Source organism: Rhodococcus sp. LMD, from assembly GCF_056108245.1.
This window is the reverse complement of the sequence record NZ_CM148557.1, coordinates 1,454,228-1,468,724: the sequence shown is the minus strand read 5'-3', so window position 1 is coordinate 1,468,724 and position 14,497 is coordinate 1,454,228. Positions and strand designations below refer to the sequence as shown.

The following is a 14,497-nucleotide window of genomic DNA, read 5'->3' as shown; positions in this document are numbered from 1 at the left end:
CCCCGAAGCGTCACGAAGGAGCATCCATGCCCGTTGCACACTTCCACCTCGTCGACGGCGCCTACACCGCCGGGCAACGACGTCGTCTGCTCGCCGACGCGAGCCGCTGTTATGCGGAGGTCCTCGACTCCCCGATCGAGCGGGTGCGGGCGTTCGTCGTCCGGTACGACCCCGACGACGTCGCGACGTCCGGCACGGTGATCGCCGACGGCGGCACCCCGGCCCCCTACTTCACCGCGATCGTCCTGGCCGGACGCCCCATCGCGCAGCGGCAGGAGCTGGCAGCGCGTTTCACCGATCTGATCGTCGAGATTCTCGGGGCGCCGAGGGAGTCGGTGCGTGGCCGGATCGTGGAGGCGGACCCAGTGAACTGGTTCATCGCAGGCGACCCCGCCGCCGCCGCCCGCGCCGACGAGGTCGCGGCACGGGCGGCAACCACACAGCGGGCGCGCTGATCGCCGCACCTGAGCGAATGTGCCGTCACGTCGGTTACCCGACACCACGGCACATTCGCTCGGGCGTCCGCCGCGAAGCACCCGCAGTGCCTTCTCCATCCCGCGAGCCACCACGTCCACTTCGGGACACACGACACTGTCGCCGACGACGGTGATCGCGAACCGCCCCGCGTACGAGAACGCGCCCGCACCGACGCCGATGTTGCCCACCGGAAGCCGAACGATCATCTGACCGAGCAGGCTTCCGCGGGCCGGCCCCGCTTGCTGCCCGTGGAGTGAGACGGGGACGACCGCCCGCAGCACGACGTCGTCGGCCGGTTCGCCCCGGCGACACAGCAGTTCGCGCAAGCCCTCGGCGAAGACCGAGAGCAGCACATCGTCGATCTTCTCCTCGTGCCGAGGCGGCGCGGGCGTCAGCGGCACGTCCGGGGCGGCGTCGAGGAGCACGCCGAGCATCGCCACCCCCGCCGGGCCGTCGGCGATCACATGGTGGACCCGCAGGTAGACCGCATGTGAATGCTCTCCGAGCCCCGGGATCACCCACAGCTCCCACAGCGGCCGTGACCGGTCGAGCGGGCGCCGCCGGATCGATTCGACCACCGGGAACAACTCCCCGCCCCGTCCCGCTGCGACCGCCCGGATGCGCCCACCTGGCGTCGCGTCCCTCCAGCGAACCAGATGTCCGCAGACAGGGCACGGAGAGATGCCGTCGGATACGCGGGAGGGTGGCCGCGACACCCGCCGCGGCCACCCCCGCTCTACCTCGATCAGAAGCCCCAGGGGTCGTCCCTGCCCTGCAACTCGAGCGACCGGAAACTGCCGGTGTAGAACACCAGGGGGTGCCCGTCGTCGTACCAGAGCTGCTCCACCCGGCCCACGTGCAGCGTGTGGTCACCCGCGGGATGGGAGTCGACCACCGTGCACGCGAGGTGCACCAGCGCGCCCTCGAGGAGGGGCACTTCCTTCCGCCACACGAACCGGACCAGATCCGGCTGGTGTGCCGCACCGGCGAAGTGCAGGGACAACGGTTCCTGGTCCCCGGCGAGGATCGAAACCCCGTACCTACCGGTCTCCCGGATCCGCTCGTTCATCCTGGCGCGGTTGGCGATCGACACGAGCACGAGCGGCGGGTCGAGCGACACCGAGGTGAAGGCGTTGGCGGTCATCCCGTGCACCGAAGCCTCGTCCTCGCACTCGGCGGTGGTGACGATGGTGACGCCGCTCGCGAACCGCCCAAGCGCTTTTCGCATATGTTGTGGAGTGACCTCGAGATCGGCCACAGCAGTGCTCCTCATCGTCTCGCTCCGTTCAGCCCCGGACGATCTTCAGATCGTCGTTGCCGATCAGATCGGGGCGCGTCCAGCCGTCGACGTCGTACTCGGACATGCACTGCTCGGCGAAGCCCTTGAGCTGGTTGTCCAGGCCCTGGGCCTGGTAGGCGAACAGCGTCTGGAAGCGCACGGCCTCGTGGTCACCGCCGTAGTTGCGCTCGTACAACTCGTGCCGGCCGCCGAACTCGGTGCCGACGGCATCCCAGAGCAGCTTGAGCAGCTTGACACGGTCGATGGCCGCGATCCCGTTCGACCCGCGCACGTACCGGTCGAGGTACGGCCGGATGTCGGGGTTGCCCCAGTCGCTCGCATGGGAATTCAGGTAGATCAGACCGCTGCCGAGAGTCTGCTGGATGATCTCCTTGATCCGCGGATAGCCCACACCCATGAAGGTCCGATACGCCAGGCCGTAGTTCAGGTTCGGTTGCACGGCCCCGCCCACCCACGGATCGGGCGTCTTCGCCATCGCGTCGGACAGTCCCCAGAACATGTCGCGCCAGTTGAGGATCTCGCCGACCTGCATCTGCACCCCGCGGAATCCGGCCGAGCCGGTCATCTCCACCGCCTTCATCACACAGCCGGCGATGAAGTCGAGCTTCACGGCGAGACGGGCGCAACCGTGAAACATGAAGCGCGACATGAACCCGGATTTCATGACGAACCCGTTGGTCGTCTCGGCGTCGTAGGCGAAGACGTTCTCCCACGGCACCAGCACCCGGTCGAACACCATGATCGCGTCGTTCTCGTCGAATCGGCTCGACAGCGGGTAGTCGAACGGCGTACCCATGACGGCGGCGTTCATCTCGTAGGACGTACGACAGAACAACTTCAGCCCCGGTGAATCCATCGGGACGGTGAAGATCAGGCCGAACTCCTTCTTGCGGAGCGGCAGGCCGTAGTGCGCGATGAAGTTGGCATTCGTGATCGCCGAACCGGTCGCCACCACCTTCGCGCCCGACACGATCAGACCCGCGTCGGTTTCCTCGACCACGTGCACGCAGATGTCGGCAGTCTCGTCGGCGGGCTTGTCGCGGTCGATCGGCGGGTTGACGATCGCGTGGTTGAGGTAGAGCACCCGCTCCTGGGACTTCTTGTACCAGTCGAGGGCGTTCTGCTTGTACTCGCCGTAGAAGTCGGCGTTGGCTCCGAGGGTGCCGAGGAACGACGCCTTGTAGTCGGGCGAGCGGCCCAGCCAGCCGTACACCTCGCGCTGCCACGTGGCGATCGCGTCGCGGGCGAGGAGCAGGTCGTCGGCGCTGCGTGCCGTCTTGAAGAACGGATGGGTGAAGCCACCGTTGCCGGTGTCGGTCGGCACCGTGAGGATGCCCTTCGCCTCCGGCTTGTGCATCGCGTCGTACATCCGTGCCACCGACCGAACCGAATTTCGGAAGGCCGGGTGCGTGGTGACGTCGTCGACCCGCTCACCACGGAAGTACACCTCGCGACCGTCGCGCAGCGACTCGATGTACTCCTCGCCCGTCATGGGACGGACGGTGTTGGGTGCTCCCACGGCGTCGCCGATGATCGCTGATGTCGTCATGATGTTCACTCCTGGTCTCGGGCGGTGGAGAGTCGTTTCGGGGACCGGCGGGATCGACCGGCGTCGCGCTGCGACGCGGTCGGCACCGATTGCGTTGCCCTGATTGGGGATCCGCTCTCGGATGTCGCCTTCGGCGCGATGTCGGTATATCGTTCCGGACGCCAAGTCCCTGTGATCTGGAACACTAGAAGGCGGAGGTCTGCTGGAACATGGCTGAGCGCGAACAATCGGGTGACTCCGCGCGCAACGGAGCGGCGCCCGCCCTCGTGTCCCTACGCACGCGGGAGCTCGACACCCGCGAAGGCCGCACACAGTGGGCGAGCACCCTCGAGCTGCTGTACGGCGAGATGGACGTGGCGTGGCCCGATCCGCGGCAGCACTTCGACGCCGAGTGGGGTGGACGGCCCTTCGGGGACCTGCACATCAGCACGATCCGCGCCGACGCCCACACCGTGGTGCGGTCCCCCGAGATGATCGCCTCGGACAACTGGGCGGGCTACCTCGTGTGCATCGTGACCGAGGGCCGCGTCGAGGTGCAGCAGTCCGGTCGAGCCACCGTTCTCGAGCGCGGGGGATTCGCGCTGCTGGACTGCTCCGCACCGTTCGTCTTCCACTCCCCCGCGCCGTTCCGGCAGATCGTGGTGCGGTCCCCCGCCGAGCTGCTCACCTCACGTCTACCCGGCCGGATCGTCGAGCACGGCACCGCCCGGTCGATCGGCGGCGACACCGGGGCCGGCGAACTGGTCGGCCGATTCTTCGTCGACCTCTCGACCACGACGGCGCCGATCTCGCCGGGGGCCGCCGTGTCGTTCGCCTCCTCGGCCGTCGACATGCTGGCCACCGCGCTCGCGGAGGGACCGCTCGCGACCAGCGCCTCGCAACTGCATCGCACCGAGGACCTCACCCGCGTCCAGCGGGTCATCGAACAGAAACTGCACGATCCCGAGCTCACGCTGTCGGACGTCGCGGCCGACGCCGGGATGTCGTTGCGTAACGTGCAGAAACTGTTCAGCGCGGCCGGGATCACCCCCCGGGCATGGCTGTACCAGGCCCGCCTCGAACGCGCGCGGAAGTACCTGCTGACGACCGAGATGTCCGTCGCGGAGGTCAGCGAATGCGCGGGTTTCCGGGACGTCTCCCACTTCAGCAGGACGTTCCGCGCCTCCTTCGGCTCCAGCCCCGGTCAGTACCGCAAGGGAAGAACCGACCGCCCACCGGGCCACCGGCACTGACGGCGAACGGCCGGGTGCCCGGGACGAACCCGAACACCCGGCCGCAGAACCGGTCACGTCGGCGACAGCACCGGCGGCGCGGCGCCGACGGTGAACTCCTCCTTGAATATCGACCGGGGCGCCATGCGACGCCGTTTGAGCGCCTTGACCGCCGCGGCGACCATGGCGGGTGGTCCGCACAGGTACGCGCTGCGCCCCCGGCAACTGGCGAAGTCGTCGAGCACGACGTCGGTGACCATGCCGGTCGCGCCGTCCCACTGCTCCTCGCTGAGCACGGGGTGGTAGCGGAATCGGGAATCGGCAGCCTCGAGTGCCCGGAAGAAGTCCACGTCGTACAGATCCGCCTGCCCGCGCCCTCCGTGGTACAGGTCGATGCTCGGGACGAGATCGCTGGAGAGAGCATGGCGCACAATCGACTTCAAGGGGGCTAGTCCCGTCCCGCCGCCGATCAGGATGGCCGGTTCCTCCTGGGGGTGAACCAGGGCGAACTGCCCCAGCGGCCCGCGCAACTCGATCCGGTCTCCCGGGCGAAGCGAGCCGAAGATCCACCCCTCCGTCGCGAGCCCACCGTCGACCTTCTTGATGTGGAACTCGAGCCGGCGCGACTCGGACGGCGGATTGGCCATCGAATATTGGCGTGCCACCACGGAACCCGGCACAACCAGCTCGGCGTACTGGCCGGCGGAGAATTCCATCGGCTCGTCCAGCTCCACGACGAGCCGGCGGGTGCACCGGGCGATGTCGGTCAGCTCGAGCACGGTGCCGGCGTGATCGCGCAACGGATGCCTCGGGCCGACCGGCGCAGTCTCGCTCAACGGCGCGACGGTCAGATCGGTGCGCGGGCTCGCCTGGCAGGCCAGCGCGAGCCCGCTCGCACGCTCCGTCTCGGAAAGGACCGTATCGTCCACCCGCCCGTGGTCCACCTCCCCGCACAGCACGCGGATCTTGCAGGTGCCACACGTGCCCTGCGAGCAGGCATGCGGGAGCCACCGGTTCTCCCGTAGCGCGGATTCGAGGATGGAGCGGTCCGCTGCGGCACGAAAGGGCTGCTCACCGTCCGAGACGGTCACCGAATGTTCCACTGTCACACCTCCCACCGCACACGCAATCCCTGCGGGCCGCGGAAGGTCCAGCCCCAGAAGTCCGGCGTGTGGTCGAGATCGGGCTCGATGTTCGGGATCGTCTCGAACAGCTCCTCGAGCGCGATGCGGACGATCGCGGTGCCGAGGTAGGTTCCGGCACAGGCATGGTTGCCGGAGCCGAACGCGAGATGCGGCATGACCGGCCGATCCACGTCGTAAGCGTCCGGGTTCTCCCAGGCGGTCTCGTCCCGGTTCGCCGAGCCGTAGGCGAGTATCACGGGTGTACCCGCAGGCAGGTCGACACCGCCGATCGTGACATCGTGGTTCGCGACCTTCACCGCAGCGCTCCAGATCGGCGCCACCCACCGAGCGCCCTCGTTGATCGCGCGCGGCACGAGGGTCGGATCGTCGACGACCCGTTCGAGCTGGTCGGGGTGCTCCAGCAGGCCCGCCAGGGTGGTCGTCATGACGTGGCCCGGCTCCTGCAGAGCACCGAGCAGGAACACGTAGATGTTCGGGTAGATCTCGGCGCGATCGCGCACCTGTCCCTCGGGCATCCCGTCGTGCAGCCAGTGCGAGATGAGGGTGTGGTCGGGGTGGGCGGTCCAGTGGTCGAGCATGGGGTCGACCGTCGCGACGATCTCCTCCTTGACCCTGTCACCGGCCTCGAAGGGTGCCGGATCTGCGAAGTTGCCGTGCTCGTCGACCGCGGCGTTGCCGTAGGACAGGGCGAGCGTCTGGAACCAGCGCACGAGCGTCTCGGACGGGACGTCCGTCAGGCCCATGAGGTCGCCGACGGCGCGGACGCTGACCGGCGCGAAGTATGCCTCCTGGATGTCGGCGGCTCCGAGGTCTTCGATGCGCTCGAGGATCCGCTGCGCCTGCGGCCGGACCAGGGCCTCGACATAGGTGTCGACGGCGGCGGGACGCAGTTGCGGATCGATCCACTCCCGGATCCTGCGGTGCTGCTCGCCGTTGGAGTCGAGAACCGTTCCCTTGCCGAACGTCCGGCCTCCCGAGGGGGCGATCACGGTGGACCACGCCTGCGGGTCCTGCGTGATCTGCAGGCACAATTCGCGGGTCGCCACGACGTGCATCCCCACTGCGGGCACATACGCGACCGGGGCTTCACGGCGGAGGCGCTCGTAGATCGGATTCGGGTCGCGATCCAGTTCCTCCATGGTGATCTCGTCGATCCAGGTGTGGGTGGTGGTCATGATGTCGTTCTCCTGTCGTCGGCTCGTCCGGAGGCGACGGTCGGGGGTCGCGCAGACGGTGCGTCTCGCGGTATCGTCCGCCCGCCGAGTTCCTGTGATCTGGAACACTAGGAGGAGGAGGTGAGCAGGAACATGACCGACAGTGCACCGAAGGATGACTCCCCGTGCACCGCGGAGGCCGGTCGACCGGTGGCGCTGAGCGTTCGTGAACTCGAATCCGCCGAAGGCCGTGCGCGGTGGGCGGATACGCTCGACCGGACCTACTGCGAGATGGACGTCGACTGGTCCCGATCGAACGACCGGTTTGCTGCCGATCTGGTCGCTCGCCCGATCGGCGACGTGATCGTGAGCGTGGTGCGCGCCGATCCGCACACGGTGGTGCGGACCCCCGCGATGATCGATTCGGACCCCAACGACGATTTCCTGCTGTGCCTCATCACTCAGGGTTCCGCCACCCTGACGCAGGGGCCGCGGACGGCGATCCTCGAGAACGGCGCCTTCGGCGTCGTGGACTCGTCGACGCCGTTCGTCGTCGACGGCACAACCGAATTCGAGCAGATCGTACTGCGGGCGCCGCGCCGGCAGCTCACGTCCCGACTGCCGCTCGACGCGGTGGAGAGCGTGACGGGCCACGGCATTTCGGGGCAGACCGGCATCGGGCGACTGGTGTCGCGTTTTCTGGTCGACGTGGCCGCCACCGAAACCCCCCTGTCCGGTGGAACCTCGGATTCTGTGGCCGCCGCGGCGCTGGACCTGCTCGTCACCGCGATCAGCGACCGGGTGACTCCGCTGAACGCCACGAAGCGGGCGCACGCGGACGACCTGCGCAAGGTCCAGGCCACCATGGCCCGGTACCTGCACGATCCCGATCACACGCTCGCCGAGATCGGCATGGAACTGGGAATGTCGCTGCGCTACATCCACAAACTGTTCAGCACGGCGGGAACCACTCCCCGCACGTGGCTGTACGAGGTGCGACTCGGCCGCGCCCGAACGATGCTGCTGGAAACCGATCTCACCGTCACTGCGATCAGTGTCCACGTCGGGTTCCGGGACGTATCGCATTTCAGCCGCGCGTTCCGTCGCCGGTTCGGCTCCAGCCCTGCACATTTCCGCCTGAACCCCGCCGTGCGCGGGTAGTCGTCACCGGCGAGGGCCGGCCGTCCACGCTCGCACGAGCGACGACCAGCCCCCACAGAACTGCCGAAACCTATCCGGTGTGGTCCCGCCCGAAAATCTGCCGGGAGAGCACCCATTTCTGAATCTCGTTGGCTACCTCGTAGATCTCGCCGATCTTGCTGTCCCGGTAGATCGCCTCGACCGGGCCTTCGGTGTCGTCGGCACCGAGGGACTGCACGAATCCGAGTCCGCCGAACGCCTGCACGGCATCCCGGGCGATGCGCGCCGCCAGGTCGGTGCCGCGCAGCTTTGCCATCGCCGCTTCGGGCTCGGGAAAGTGTTCCCCCGCGTCGAGCCGGAGCGCCGCTTTCAGGTACAGGCTACGGGCGGACTCGAGATCTGCCGCGTAGTCGGCCATCACGAACTGCCAATGCTGTTTGGAGGCCAGCGAACCACCGAACGCGTGCCGCGACTTCAGATGCGCGACGGTCCGGTCGAAGGCGGCCTGCGCCATGCCGACGCCGGCGGCGCCGATTCCGATGCGGCCGTAGGTGAGTGTCCGGAGCGCGACGCGCAGGCCACCGCCGACCCGCCCGAGCACCGATTCCGGCCCGAGCGGAACACGGTCGAGGATCACGTCGGCCGTGATCTGCCCGCGGTTGCCGAGTTTGCGGTCGGGTGTGCCGACGGTGACGCCCGGTGCGGTGGTGGGAACGATGAAGGTGGTGAGGCTGTCGCCGGTCCGGGCGAGCACGACGACGACACCGGCGACGACCGAATTGGTGATCCACCGCTTGCGGCCGGTGAGCACCCACCCGTCGCCGTCCGGGCTCGCGACGGTCTGCACCGCCTCGGGAGACAGATCGCTCGAGGCACCGGGCTCGCTCGTCGCGAACGATCCGACGATCTCCCCGTCGACGACGGCACGCAGCCATCGGCGCCGTTGCTCCTCGGTGCCCTGGTCCAGTGCCGTGCCGGCGAGGATGCAATGGACGTCGTAGATCGCGGCGACGCTGTTGGAGTAGTACGCCAGTTCCTCGACGGCCACTGCGGTGGCCGTGGCGCGGTGCGTGAGTCCGTCGCCACCGACGTCCGCGGTGAAGGGAAGGCGGAACAGACCGTTCGAGGCCATGGCCTCGAACGCGTCCCGGGGGAACCCGTCGAGGCGCTCGTCCCCGCCGGCGATCCGGCCGGCGATCGGCGAGACAGCCCGAGCGGCGAAGTCCCGGACGCGGTCGCGCACCTGTTGCACCTCCGGTGGCGAAAGCAGGTCGTGGTACATCCGGTCCGCCACCCGTTCGCAGCCGGGCTCGGGCTCGGCAACCAGGGTGAGGGCGCGCTGTGGGTTCGACGTCATCGGGTTCTCCAGGGGACGCAGGGGATGGTGTCTCCCTTGTGTATCCCGCTTCCCCGCCCCGATGCGGCTCGATCACGATGCTCGACGTCGTCGCCGGCCGGCGCTGTCGCAGTCCGGGATATCCGGACCGTTCAGGCCCGTGTCTCACGCTCGGCGATCGTCACATCGCCTGCGGCGAAGTGTGTCTTCGGCGTCTCCCGCAGCACCACCCGGATGTTGGGCAGCGGCGCGTCCAGGGCCCGGTGCGCCGCCTGGGTCAGTTCGTGGATCAGCCTCCGGAGCTCGTCCGGGCTGCGCCCCTCCGCGATCGTCACGTCGATGAGCGGCATCGTCAGCCTCCCGCCACGGTGACGGTGCCGAGGGTGGTGAAGTGCGCGGCGATGCGCGCCCCCGGCTGCACCGGCACGGCGTCGGTCATGCCGCCGGTGAGCACCACCCACCCTGCCTCGATGGCGAGTCCCCGCTCGGCCAGGGTGTTCGCGGCGAAGGCCAGCGCCTCCGCGGGATGTCCGTGTACCGCAGCGCCCGTTGCCGAATCCACCACCTCGCCGTCGATCTCGAGCAGACACGCCTCGAGGGCGAGATCGAGATCCTCCGGCGCGCGGCCGACCGGACCGGTCACGTACCGTCCGGACGAGTTGTTGTCCGCGACGGCGTCCATCATCGAGAACTGGTAGCCGGAGAAGCGGCTGTCGATGATCTCGATCGCGCCGACCACGTGCTCCACCGCGGCCAGTGCGGTCGCGGCCGAGACGCCCGGCCCCTCGAGCCTGCGGCCCATGACGAACGCGATCTCCGGCTCCGCGCGAGCGTGGATCATCTTCTCGCGCGGGACAGGCTCGCCGATCGGCAGGATCATCCTGTCCGTGAGCCACGCGGTGGACGGCGAGTCCACGCCCACCTGCCGTTGCTTTGCCTTAGACGTGACCCCGAGCTTCACGCCGGTGAGCCGCTCGCCGCGGGCGAGCCGCATGCGCAACGCGATGTCCTGCGCGGCGTACGCGGTCCCCAGGTCCAGTCCGTCCCATTCCGCGAGGATCGACGTCTGCGGGGTCGCCGTGTCCTCCGCCCGCAGCAGCACGTCGGCGACGCGGGCCGCGCTCCACGACTGGTCGCTCATTTCTCGTCCTTTCCGCCGAGCACGGCGGTGACGCTGCCGAGCCCGCTGATGTTCGCCACGATGGAGTTGCCCGCCGCCACGGGAAACGCCCTGGTCATGGAGCCGGGAAGCACCACATGCCCCGGTTCGAGGGTGACCCCGAGCGGGCCGACCGTGTTGGCCAGCCACACCAGCGCGTTGAGCGGGGACCCGAGGACGGCTCCGCCGGCTCCCGTCGCCATGAGTTCACCGCCTATGTGGAGTGTGCATCCGATCAGCCTCAGGTCGACGTCACCGAGGGAGACCGGCCGGCTCCCCAGGATCACGCCGCCGGACGAGGCGTTGTCCGCGATGGTGTCGAAGATGCCGATCTTCCAGTCCCGGATCCGCGAGTCGACGATCTCGAGTGCGGGCAACACGAAGTCCACGGCCCGCGCAGCTTCGGCGGCGGTGACGCCCGGACCGGCCAGCGGCCGGCCGAGTACGAACGCCACCTCGGGCTCGATCCGCGGCTGCAGGAAGCGGCCGGCGGGGATCGGCTGATGCTCGAGGTGGAACATGCTCGCGGTCAGATGCCCGAAATCGGGTTGATCGACACCCATCTGCCGCTGGATCGCGCGGGAGGCCAAGCCCACCTTGTGGCCCTTGACGACATCGCCGGCCAGCGTCCACTGCTCGACCTGCAGCTGTTGGATCCGGTAGGCGAGTTCGATCGACGCGTCGGGATGATCGGGGGTGAGCGGATCGATCGGCTCCCCCGTGCGATACACCTCGAGCAGTCGGTCTGCGGCCTTGTGGGCGGCGGTGTCCATGGCTCCTCTTTTTCGCTTGTCGTGTTCGTGCAGTCGGATCGTGATCAGGAGGCGCGCGGACTCGCCTCCACGAGAGCGGCGGCACTCGGGTCGTCCCGCAGCGGTACGGGACTGCAGTCGTGGGCTTCGGCGATCGCCCGGGTGATCTCGTGCGCGGCGCCGACCACGGCCCGCTCGAGCTGCGGTCGCCGCTGGGCGAAGCGCGTCGCGGGCACGCTCACGCTCACGGCCGCCACGACGGAGCCCAGGTCGTCGCGCACCGGGGCGGCGACGCAGTGCACCTCGGAGACGGTCTCCCCGAGGTCCGCAGCGAAGCCGGCCGAGCGCACACCGGCCAGGGCGTCCAGAAGTGCCTGGGGGTTCGTGGTGGTCGACGGTGTCAGCCGCCGCAACGGACGCATGGCCAGGTACCGGCGCACCTCGATCTCCTCGAGTTGCGCAAGCAGCACCTTGCCCACCGCCGTGGAATGCGCGTCCAGGCGCGTCCCGACCCGGGCGCCCTGCACGGTGATGTTGTGATTGCCGAGGATCTTGTCCACGTAGAGGACGTTCCATCGATCCATGACCGCGAGATGAGTTGTCTCTCCGTACTTCTCCACCAGACGCTCGAGGACGGGGGCGGCACAGGACCGGACGTCGACGGTGCCGCGCAGCGTCTCCCCCAGCTCCACGACGCGCCACCCGAGCCGGTAGCGTCCGCGCACGCGGCACTGGAGCAGCCCCGTGTCGACCAGGCTCGACAGCAGAGCGTGCGCGCTCGATCGGGGAACGTCGATCGCCGCCGCGACCTCGGAGACCCCCCACTCGGGTTGCTGCACCGTGAACAGGTCCAGCACCGGTCCGATCCTCTGCACCGTCTGCAGTGACGCCACGTCCAGGTCCGTCCTTTCGGTCGCGGCGGAGGCCTCGGATGCGCACGGCCCGCCGCCGGATGCTTGTGATCTGGAACACTAGGTCCCCGGAGTGCGGGCGAACATGGCTGGGAATGCACAGAAGGATGACTCCACGCGCACCGAGGGCGCACATCCCGTGGCGCTGCCTTCGGAATCGGTGCGAGACGTGCGCACGCGCGGGGGCCGGCGGGCTACGCGCCCGACGACATCCGCAGGTGCGACACGACGTGCGCGAGGGTCGGGTCGTCGAGCTGACCGGTGCGCCGCATGGCGACGCCCCCGCGGGCCGTGCGGACCCAGCGCCTCGTCACGGGCACGGCCCTCGGGACCTTCGCGGTGGCGGCGGCCTGCGGCCCGGCGCCGGCCGCCCGGGCGTAGGGCTCAGGCCTCGAGCACGTGCCCCTTGCGCTCCGGCAGCGTGAAGGCGGCGACGGCGGCGAGCGCGAACGCCGCCGCGAACACCCCGAACACGAGGGCGTTGCCGCCGCCGGTGAGCAGCCAGGGCACGAGCAGCGGCGCCACGATCGACGCAATGCGCCCGAACGCGGCCGCCGCGCCGGTCCCGGCGGCGCGCACCGACGTCGGATACAGCTCCGGTCCGATCGCGTAGAGCGCCCCCCAGGCGCCGAGGTTGAAGAACGACAATGCCATTCCGGCGGCGACGATCTCGGTGGGCGTGTCGGCCAGCCCGAACAGGCCCGCGGCCGCGGCCGAGCCGACGAGGAAGCTCGCCAGGGTTGCGCGGCGCCCCCACACCTCGATCAGCCACGCCGCGACGGCGTATCCCGGCAGCTGCGCGAGCGTGATGATCAGCGTGTACTGGAAGGACTTCACCAGGTCGAAGCCCTGGTTCACCAGCAGGCTCGGCAGCCAGATGAAGGCCCCGTAGTACGAGAGGTTGATGCAGAACCACACCGTCCACAGGGCGGCGGTGCGCCGCCGCAACCGCGGCGACCAGATCGACTCGGCGCTCGTCTCCGTGAGCACCGGACGCGACGTCTCCTCCGCGTCCGTCGGCGCCGCGATGCCGGCGGACATCTCGAAGGACCGCACGGCCTTCTCCGCCTCGGCGTAGCGGCCCCGGCGCTCGAGGTATCGCACGGATTCGGGTAGTCCGAACCGCACGACCACCGCGTACAGGGTGGGGACGATTCCCACGGCCAGCGCCCAGCGCCAGCCGTCGTCGCCGAGGGGGATCACGAAGTAGCCGATGAGGGCCGCGAGGATCCATCCGGCCGCCCAGAACGCCTCGAGCGCGACGACCATGCGACCCCGCTGCCGGCGCGGCGCGTACTCACTGACGAGGGTCGACGCGACGGGAAGCTCGGCGCCGAGACCCAGGCCGACGACGAACCGCAACACGATCAGCACCGCGACGGAGCCGGCGAGCGCCGCCGCGCCGGTGGCCAGGCCGTACACCAGCAGTGTCACCGCGAACACCTGGCGCCGGCCGATCCGGTCGGCGAGCAGCCCACCGACCGCGGCTCCGACTGCCATTCCGACGAAGCCGATCGACCCGATCCACGACAGCTGGGTCGTGCTCAGATTCCACTGCACGGCCAGGGCGGCCATCACGAAGGAGATGAGCCCGACATCCATGGCGTCGAGTGCCCAGCCCACACCGGAGCCGAGCAGCAGCCTGCCGTGTCTGCGGGTCAGCGGCAGCTCGTCGAGCCGCTCGGTGCGCGTGGTCATCGACCGAAAGCTATCACCGCCGCCGCGGTGCCCGCTGGGCTCGCCGGTTCAGCCGCGGGCGGCCTCCTCGAGCGGTGCGATCTCGATCCTGCGCATCTGCAGCATCGCCTCGGTGACCCGCCGCCCCACCTCGGGGCCGGTGTCGGAGAGCAGCTCGAAGAGCCGTCGCGGCACCACCTGCCAGGACAGCCCGAACCGATCCTTCAGCCAGCCGCACTGGCTCTCTTCCCCGCCCTCGGTGAGAGCGTTCCAGTAGTGGTCGACCTCGTCCTGGTCGGCGCAGTCGATCTGGAACGACACCGCCTCGGTGAACGAGAACTCCGGGCCGCCGTTGAGCGCGACGTAGCGCTGGCCGTCGAGTTCGAAGTCGACGGTCATGACGGTGCCGGCCGGCTTGGGCCCGGTGTCCTGGTAGTACGTGGTGCTCAGGATGCGCGAGCGGGGAAACACGCTGGTGTAGAACTTGGCGGCCTCTTCGGCCTCGGTGTCGAACCACAGGAACGGGGTGATCTTCGGCATCGCCTTCTCCTTGCTCGGTGGATGACGGCGCCCTGTCGGCGTCACAGATATCGACCCGGGCCGACGCCGGAACTCATCGCGGCCGCGGTCCGGAGCGTGCATCCGTTTCGGGATGCCGACAGCCTTTCCGGCCGGCCGGAACCGGT

15 protein-coding genes and 1 pseudogene are annotated in these 14,497 nt (G+C 69.1%); 3 read left to right on the top strand and 13 right to left on the bottom strand.

What is annotated here, in order from left to right; translation table 11 throughout:
- Positions 1 to 26 precede the first annotated feature (26 nt).
- On the top strand, positions 27 to 455 hold the full coding sequence (locus ACWPQI_RS06905) for a tautomerase family protein (protein WP_010592508.1): 429 nt from the start codon (positions 27 to 29) through the stop codon (positions 453 to 455).
- Positions 456 to 902: 447 nt separating this feature from the next.
- Here ACWPQI_RS06905 and ACWPQI_RS06900 read toward each other — a convergent pair.
- The 3 genes and pseudogenes from ACWPQI_RS06900 to ACWPQI_RS06890 all read right to left on the bottom strand — a co-directional run.
- A pseudogene (locus tag ACWPQI_RS06900) lies at positions 903 to 1,055 on the bottom strand (wax ester/triacylglycerol synthase domain-containing protein); the annotation flags it as partial.
- A gap of 167 nt (positions 1,056 to 1,222) precedes the next feature.
- Positions 1,223 to 1,750 carry an NADH-dependent flavin reductase gene (gene nphA, locus ACWPQI_RS06895; protein ID WP_190242367.1) on the bottom strand — a complete coding sequence of 176 codons (528 nt, stop codon included), beginning with the start codon at positions 1,748 to 1,750 and terminating at the stop codon, positions 1,223 to 1,225.
- Between the two features lie 13 nt (positions 1,751 to 1,763).
- Positions 1,764 to 3,326 (bottom strand): 4-hydroxyphenylacetate 3-hydroxylase family protein, encoded by a 1,563-nt coding sequence (locus ACWPQI_RS06890; protein ID WP_026137634.1) that lies wholly within the window; start codon positions 3,324 to 3,326, stop codon positions 1,764 to 1,766.
- A gap of 209 nt (positions 3,327 to 3,535) precedes the next feature.
- Here ACWPQI_RS06890 and ACWPQI_RS06885 point away from each other — a divergent pair, with 209 nt between their 5' ends.
- Positions 3,536 to 4,558 (top strand): AraC family transcriptional regulator, encoded by a 1,023-nt coding sequence (locus tag ACWPQI_RS06885; protein ID WP_010592512.1) that lies wholly within the window; start codon positions 3,536 to 3,538, stop codon positions 4,556 to 4,558.
- Positions 4,559 to 4,611: 53 nt separating this feature from the next.
- Here ACWPQI_RS06885 and ACWPQI_RS06880 read toward each other — a convergent pair whose 3' ends face one another.
- Both ACWPQI_RS06880 and ACWPQI_RS06875 read right to left on the bottom strand, forming a co-directional pair.
- Complete coding sequence (locus tag ACWPQI_RS06880; protein WP_010592513.1) at positions 4,612 to 5,640, bottom strand: NADH:ubiquinone reductase (Na(+)-transporting) subunit F; 1,029 nt, start codon at positions 5,638 to 5,640, stop codon at positions 4,612 to 4,614.
- Positions 5,641 to 5,642: 2 nt separating this feature from the next.
- Positions 5,643 to 6,857, bottom strand: coding sequence for a cytochrome P450 (locus ACWPQI_RS06875; protein ID WP_040275355.1), 1,215 nt, complete (start codon positions 6,855 to 6,857; stop codon positions 5,643 to 5,645).
- Between the two features lie 132 nt (positions 6,858 to 6,989).
- Here ACWPQI_RS06875 and ACWPQI_RS06870 point away from each other — a divergent pair, with 132 nt between their 5' ends.
- Entirely contained in the window at positions 6,990 to 7,997 is a 1,008-nt protein-coding gene (locus tag ACWPQI_RS06870; RefSeq protein WP_010592515.1) for an AraC family transcriptional regulator, read from the top strand.
- Positions 7,998 to 8,067: 70 nt separating this feature from the next.
- Here the strand turns inward: ACWPQI_RS06870 and ACWPQI_RS06865 are convergent, their stop codons facing one another.
- The 8 genes from ACWPQI_RS06865 to ACWPQI_RS06830 form a co-directional block, all read right to left on the bottom strand.
- Entirely contained in the window at positions 8,068 to 9,333 is a 1,266-nt protein-coding gene (locus ACWPQI_RS06865; protein ID WP_474738706.1) for an acyl-CoA dehydrogenase family protein, read from the bottom strand.
- Positions 9,334 to 9,464: 131 nt separating this feature from the next.
- A complete protein-coding gene (locus ACWPQI_RS06860; protein WP_010592517.1) occupies positions 9,465 to 9,662 on the bottom strand; it encodes a tautomerase family protein in 198 nt (65 codons plus the stop codon).
- Positions 9,663 to 9,664: 2 nt separating this feature from the next.
- Entirely contained in the window at positions 9,665 to 10,453 is a 789-nt protein-coding gene (locus ACWPQI_RS06855; protein WP_474738705.1) for a 2-keto-4-pentenoate hydratase, read from the bottom strand.
- On the bottom strand, positions 10,450 to 11,244 hold the full coding sequence (locus ACWPQI_RS06850; RefSeq protein WP_010592519.1) for a 2-keto-4-pentenoate hydratase: 795 nt from the start codon (positions 11,242 to 11,244) through the stop codon (positions 10,450 to 10,452). The genes ACWPQI_RS06855 and ACWPQI_RS06850 overlap by 4 nt, the downstream gene beginning before the upstream one ends.
- 44 nt (positions 11,245 to 11,288) lie before the next feature.
- On the bottom strand, positions 11,289 to 12,116 hold the full coding sequence (locus ACWPQI_RS06845; protein ID WP_064065824.1) for an IclR family transcriptional regulator: 828 nt from the start codon (positions 12,114 to 12,116) through the stop codon (positions 11,289 to 11,291).
- 212 nt (positions 12,117 to 12,328) lie between these two features.
- Positions 12,329 to 12,454, bottom strand: a complete 126-nt coding sequence (locus ACWPQI_RS06840) for a hypothetical protein (RefSeq protein ID WP_255325545.1) — start codon at positions 12,452 to 12,454, stop codon at positions 12,329 to 12,331.
- A 64-nt stretch (positions 12,455 to 12,518) separates the two neighbouring features.
- Complete coding sequence (locus ACWPQI_RS06835; RefSeq protein ID WP_048771821.1) at positions 12,519 to 13,832, bottom strand: MFS transporter; 1,314 nt, start codon at positions 13,830 to 13,832, stop codon at positions 12,519 to 12,521.
- A gap of 48 nt (positions 13,833 to 13,880) precedes the next feature.
- The gene (locus ACWPQI_RS06830) at positions 13,881 to 14,351 is read right to left on the bottom strand and encodes a VOC family protein (protein ID WP_010592522.1); all 471 of its coding nucleotides are present in this window, start codon (positions 14,349 to 14,351) and stop codon (positions 13,881 to 13,883) included.
- Positions 14,352 to 14,497 lie beyond the last annotated feature (146 nt).